The sequence below is a fragment of the Mesorhizobium sp. M1A.F.Ca.IN.020.06.1.1 genome (assembly GCF_004023265.1).
In the GTDB taxonomy this organism is placed as follows: domain Bacteria; phylum Pseudomonadota; class Alphaproteobacteria; order Rhizobiales; family Rhizobiaceae; genus Mesorhizobium.
The window spans coordinates 1-656 of sequence record NZ_RZSR01001632.1; the positions used below are offsets into that span (position 1 = coordinate 1).

At 61.6% G+C, this 656-nt stretch carries 1 pseudogene; it reads left to right on the forward strand.

Going from position 1 to position 656, the window contains the following annotated elements:
• Positions 1-308: 308 nt before the first annotated feature.
• Positions 309-656, forward strand: a pseudogene (locus EOA60_RS36020) (hypothetical protein); the annotation flags it as partial.

Consider the following 656-nt stretch of genomic DNA (forward strand, 5'->3'; position numbering starts at 1 on the left):
CAATAAGGTATATCACTCGGAGAAATTTCCTTCGAAGCTCGTGTTGCCGATTGTTCCAGGAGCGAAGGCGCAGGCACCGGCACCCCGATGCGGCACATTGTGGTTCCAGCCGTGCCGCAAGGCACCGGCATCATCGGACAACTGGCAAGGAGGTATCGTCAGGTAGCTGCAACTGGGTAGCGTAGAGGCCTCCAGCGGCGGCCTGCTTGAGGGTCTTCTTGGTGGTCGCGCCCCGGCTGGGTATGCCGGTGGTCATTCCGCTTTGGAGGAATCACCTTGTGCCCGGCCGCCAAATAACCAACTTTTAGATGAGGCTCTACATGAAGCTCACACGGACCCATTCGATGGCCGTTGCCGCGGCAAAGGCCTCGATCAACGTGGCGACCGTCTACCGGATCGAGAAGCATCCGCGCCGGCCGACGGGGCCCTGACCTGCTTGCCGGCATTTTCGCGGAGGAGATCGTTCCACTGCTCAAGGCCGCGCCCGGCATCCGCCCCGTGGCCATATTCGAGGAGATCATGCGGCGGCATTCTGAGCTGGACGAAGGCGTGCGCCGCACGCTAGAGCGGCGCATCCGCGCTTGGCGCGCCATTCACGAGGAGCAGGAGTGGATTTGCTTCGGTTTAGTGGAGAGCGTTTTGCTGTCTATCCGGCC